Consider the following 4,656-nt stretch of genomic DNA (forward strand, 5'->3'; position numbering starts at 1 on the left):
GCGCCCCCCGGGTCGCCGGCCGCCACGGCGTCGCGCAGCCGCGCCACCCAGGCGTCGAGCCGGTCCCGGTCGGCGAAGACCGGCCGCGCCGCCATCACCCCGTCGATGCCCGGCAGGGCGATCCGGGGCTCCTCGCGGGCGAACAGGATCTCGTTGAGCCGCTCGCCGGGCCGGGCGCCGGTATAGGCGATCTCGATCTCGGTGCCGGGCTCGAAGCCGGCCAGCCGGATCATCCGCTCGGCGAGGTCGGCGATCCGCACCGGCTGCCCCATCTTGAGCACGTAGACCGCGGCGCGCTCCGCGCCCGCCCGGGCCTCGCCGTCGGCGTGCGAGGCGGCCGTCAGCACGAGGTCGCAGGCCTCGCGCACGGTCATGAAGTAGCGGACCATGTCCGGGTGGGTGACGGTGACCGGGCCGCCCCGGGCGATCTGCGCCTTGAAGACCGGCACCACAGAGCCCACGGAGCCCAGCACGTTGCCGAAGCGCACCGCGATCAGCCGGGTCGGGTGGTCCGGCCGCGCCGATTGCGCGGCGTCGAGGGCCTGGGCGACCATCTCGGCGAAGCGCTTGGTGACGCCGAGCTGCGAGACCGGCTCGATCGCCTTGTCGGTGGAGATCATCACGAGCGCCCGCGCGCCCGCCGCCACCGCCGCCTCGGCGACGTTGATCGAGCCGAACACGTTGGTCTTGATGCCTTCCTGCCAGTCCCGCTCCAGGTAGGGCACCTGCTTCAGCGCGGCGGCGTGGAGCACGTAGTCGGGCCGGAACGCCGCGATCACCGCGTGCGTCCGCTCCCGGTCGCGGATATCGGCCAGCACCCCCGTCACGGCGGTCTCGGCGGCCAGGATCGCGGGGTGGCTGAGGATGCCGTGGAGCGCCGGCTCGGAGGATTCGAGCACCAGCACCGCGGCGGCCCCGAAGGCCACGGCCCGCAGGCAGATCTCCGAGCCGATCGACCCGCCGCCGCCGGTCACCACGACCCGGCGGCCGGCGAGGAACGCCTCCAGGCGCGGCCGGTCGATGGCGACGGTCGGCCGCAGCAGCAGGTCCTCGATCTCCAGCGGCGCCAGTTCCGGACCCTGCACGCCCTCGCCGAGGCCGACGACCCGGGCGAGGGGCAGGCCGAGGCGCCGGGCGCGGGCGATCAGGTCGTCCGGCGCCGCCTCCGGCACGAGGGCGCTCGGGGCGGCCACGAGCCGCCGCACCGGCTCGCCGCGGGCGGCGAGGTCGGCGACCACGCGCTCCAGATCCGGGAAGCCGCCGAGCACCGGCACGCCGCGCATGAACTGGCCGCGCTCGTCCGCCCGGGGCGACAGGATTCCCCGCGGCGCGAGCTTGCGCACCGAGCCCGCCTCGATCGCCCGGATCAGCACGTCCATGTCGGCGCCGCGCCCGAGGAGCAGGGTCGGGACGGTGGCGGCCCGCGCGCTCGACTGCCGGGAGCGGGTGTCCTTGAGGTAGCGGAACGCCAGACGCGTGCCGCCCAGGAAGAAGATCTGCAGCACCCAGTAGAGCAGGATCGCGATCTTGCCGAAGAAGTAGAAGCCGTAGAGGTCGGACGAGACCAGCACCCAGTCGATCACCAGGAGCGCCAGGGCCAGGACGCTGGCCGCCCGGACGATGCCGGCGAGGTCCTGCAGCGAGGCGAAGCGCCACTTGGTCCGGTAGAGCCGGAAGCGGCCGTAGACGAGGCCGGCGAGGACGAGGAACGGCGGCAGCAGCAGGGGCAGGGCGTGCAGACGCTCGGCCAGCATGCCGCCCTGGAAGCGGAACAGGAAGGTGAGCACCACGGCGGCAGCGGTCGCCGCGAGGTCGTGGGTCACCATCACCGCGGTCTTGTAGAGGCGCTGCTGCATCGGGAGCCGGATGGGATGCCGGGGGTATCCGCCGCGGCACCGGCCCTGTCAACGCGGCCCGTCCGGGGCCGGAGGCGGCGCCAGCCTCAGCCCAGCGCCCGGGCCGCCGCACCGGCCGCGTCGTCCACCCGGTCGATGTCGGGGGCGTCGATGTGCCGGTAGCGGGCCTGGATCAGCCCGAAGGCCCCGAAGGCGGCGTGGCCGGCCGCCACGAGTCCCAGGAGGATCCAGCCGTAGGGTTGTGCGCGCAGCAGCGCGAAGGCCTCGGCCAGACCCTTGGCATCCGAGGAGCGCTGGTGCCACGCCGCGGCCACGAGGAAGCCGCCGATGATCAGGAAGGCGAGGCCCCGCGCCGCGTAGCCGAAGCGGCCGATCGGGCCGGCCCAGCGGTCCCGGGCCCGGGCGTCGAGGGCGAGCCGGTCGGTGACGTCCCCGCGCCACGCCTTGCCGAGGAAGCCGAAGCCGCCCGCCACGATCGCGAGGCCGACGAGGGCCACGAGCCAGCGGCCGAAGGGCTTGCTCAGGAGCCACGCGGTGCCGTCATGCACGCCGTCGCCGCCGCTCATGCCCAGGCCGAGGCTGAGCGAGGCCGCGCTGGCGGCGAGACCGAGATAGAGCCCGGCGCTGATCAGGTGGGCGCCGCGCACCGCGAGGCCCTTGGCGGAGGTGCCCCGCCGGTCGGCATCGGTGATGCCCTCGACGAGGCGCCAGAGGGCGAAGCCGGCGAGGCCGAGGGCGATCAGGCCGACGACGGCCGCACCGAACGGCCCGGCCATGACGGCGCGGAGCGCGTCCTTGCTGTCGCCGGCCCGGCCGCCATGCCCCAGGGCCGCCAGCAGGGCCAGGGCGCCGACCACGATGTAGACCACGCCGCGGGCGCCGTAGCCGAAGCGGGCGATGCGCTCGATCGCGTTGCGGCCGCCGGGAAGGGTCCTCATCGGCGGGACCCGGCTTCGGGGAATCGGGCGTCGGGCACGGGCGGCATCCTGTGGGGCGGGAGCGTTCAACGCCCGGCGGCGCGCACCCGATCCGTTGCCGGCATAACCTCCGGGCCGCCCTACATGGGCGTCCGGTCGGCCCGGCCGGTGAGCGCCACGTAGAAGCCGAGGCCGTCCTGGGCCGGCAGGGTCTGCAGGCGCTCGATCAGGCCGCGGCGCTTCGCGTCGAGGAGCAGGCGCCCGGCCGGCTGGAACAGGGTCTCGCCGCCGCCCTCCGGGGGCGGATCGAGCCGGATCGCCACGGTCTTGCCCTTGGCGAAGCGGCTGCGCTCCAGCATGTCCTTGAGCGAGGCCTCGGCGGTCGCCCGGTTGGTGCCGCGCAGGTCGAGCACCGACTCGGCGTCGGTCACGCCGAGGGAGCCGCGCAGCTTGGCCGCGTAGAAATCTTCGAAATGGGGCAAGTCGGTGCCTTGATGCTTCGCCGTTCGATCAGGTGGGGTGCGGCCGCTCAGAAGGCGAGACCGCGGTAGAGGTCGCGCACCGGCACGGCGCCGTCGAGCTCCGGCAGCGACACGGTGCCGTCGAGCCCGAGGGCCGCGACGCTCCAGTCGTCGCCCGCGCGCCGCCAGACCTCGACCCGCGCCTCGTCGGAATAGACGATCAGGAGCACCGCGAGGCTCGGCACGGTCCGGTAGAAGTCGATCTTCCGGCCGCGGTCGAGACTCATGGTCGAGGGCGAGAGCACCTCGGCGACGAGGAGCGGGTCGGCGGCGTAGCCCTCCGGCAGCGGCGGCCCGCACCGCACCACCACGTCGGGGATCGGGGCGAAATCGTCCATCGCGGCGCTGAGGATCGCCAGACCCGGCATGGCGCGGCAGCCCTTGCCATCCGCGAAGTCGCCGATTCGGCGGATCAGGTTCGCGACGATTGCCTGATGCCGCTCCCGCGGCGGCGCCATGAGCACCGGCTCGCCGTCGAGCAGCTCCCAGCGCTCGTGCGCGGGCCGGCCCTCCACCCAGAGCCTGAACTCGGACACATCCATCCGCGCGTCGCGCTTCGCGGCCAGAGCCATCGCCGATCCCCACCTCGGCCGGATCGTAGCACCGGGCCGGCCGCCCGCAACAGGTCCGCCAGGAAGGCCATCCCCGCGCGGGCGTCACGGCCGATGCCAGGCCGGCCTCCCTCGGGGACTCGGAGGCCGGCACAGGGCGACCGGCGCAGGGACGGACTCAGTCGGCGCCGAGCCCGGCCGCCGCGACGGTGGCGCCGGCCTCCAGGAAGCGCTGCGGATCGACCGGCTCGCCGTCGATGCGGGTCTCGTAGTGGAGATGTGCCCCGGTGGAGCGCCCCGTGGAGCCGACGGCGCCGACCGCGTCGCCCGCGACCACGCGCTGCCCGGGGCGGACCGCGATGCGGGCGAGGTGGCCGAACCGCGTGGTGACGCCGTGGCCGTGGTCGATCTCGACCATGTTGCCGTAGCCGCCGGCGGCCTCGGCGGCGATCACCCGGCCCGGCGCGGTGGCGCGGGCGGGCTCGCCGTACTCCGCCTTCAGGTCCAGCCCGGTATGGAGAGCGAGGCCGCGGGTGAAGGGGTCGAGGCGCGTGCCGAACGGGCTCGACACGGTCGCGCCCCCCCGGATCGGGCGTGCCAGGGGCAGGGTGGCGGCGAGCCGGCGCAGGCGCTCGCCGTCGTCGAGCGTGCGGCGGGCCAGGGCGAGGCCCTCCGCGAAGCCGCTGCCGTCCAGGGCGCGGCCGTCGAGGGGCACGAACGGTCCGCCCAGCCCGGCGGCCGGCGCGGCCGCGCCGGTGCGGTCGGGATCGAGGCGGTCGGGGTCGAGACCGGTGCGGCCGATCAGGCCGCG

General features: G+C 75.2%; 5 protein-coding genes. All 5 read right to left on the bottom strand.

Annotated features, from left to right (window positions below):
- Positions 1-1,856: SDR family NAD(P)-dependent oxidoreductase (locus ACLBYE_RS29710; protein WP_447696908.1), on the bottom strand; the 1,856-nt coding region annotated here is incomplete at its 3' end.
- 86 nt (positions 1,857-1,942) lie between these two features.
- On the bottom strand, positions 1,943-2,794 hold the full coding sequence (locus ACLBYE_RS29715) for a DUF1206 domain-containing protein (RefSeq protein ID WP_273563545.1): 852 nt from the start codon (positions 2,792-2,794) through the stop codon (positions 1,943-1,945).
- A 119-nt stretch (positions 2,795-2,913) separates the two neighbouring features.
- Complete coding sequence (locus tag ACLBYE_RS29720) at positions 2,914-3,255, bottom strand: hypothetical protein (protein WP_020096438.1); 342 nt, start codon at positions 3,253-3,255, stop codon at positions 2,914-2,916.
- Positions 3,256-3,302: 47 nt separating this feature from the next.
- Positions 3,303-3,866 carry a Uma2 family endonuclease gene (locus ACLBYE_RS29725; RefSeq protein ID WP_447696909.1) on the bottom strand — a complete coding sequence of 188 codons (564 nt, stop codon included), beginning with the start codon at positions 3,864-3,866 and terminating at the stop codon, positions 3,303-3,305.
- A 157-nt stretch (positions 3,867-4,023) separates the two neighbouring features.
- A partial coding sequence (locus ACLBYE_RS29730) for a M23 family metallopeptidase (protein ID WP_447696910.1) occupies positions 4,024-4,656 on the bottom strand: 633 nt, incomplete at its 5' end.

It is taken from the genome of Methylobacterium sp. A52T, from assembly GCF_053346095.1.

Excerpts from the sequence above, each read along its gene's own strand:
- ACLBYE_RS29715 (WP_273563545.1), bottom strand. The coding sequence starts at position 2,794 with ATGAGGACCCTTCCCGGCGGCCGCAACGCGATCGAGCGCATCGCCCGC.
- ACLBYE_RS29725 (WP_447696909.1), bottom strand. The coding sequence starts at position 3,866 with ATGGCTCTGGCCGCGAAGCGCGACGCGCGGATGGATGTGTCCGAGTTC.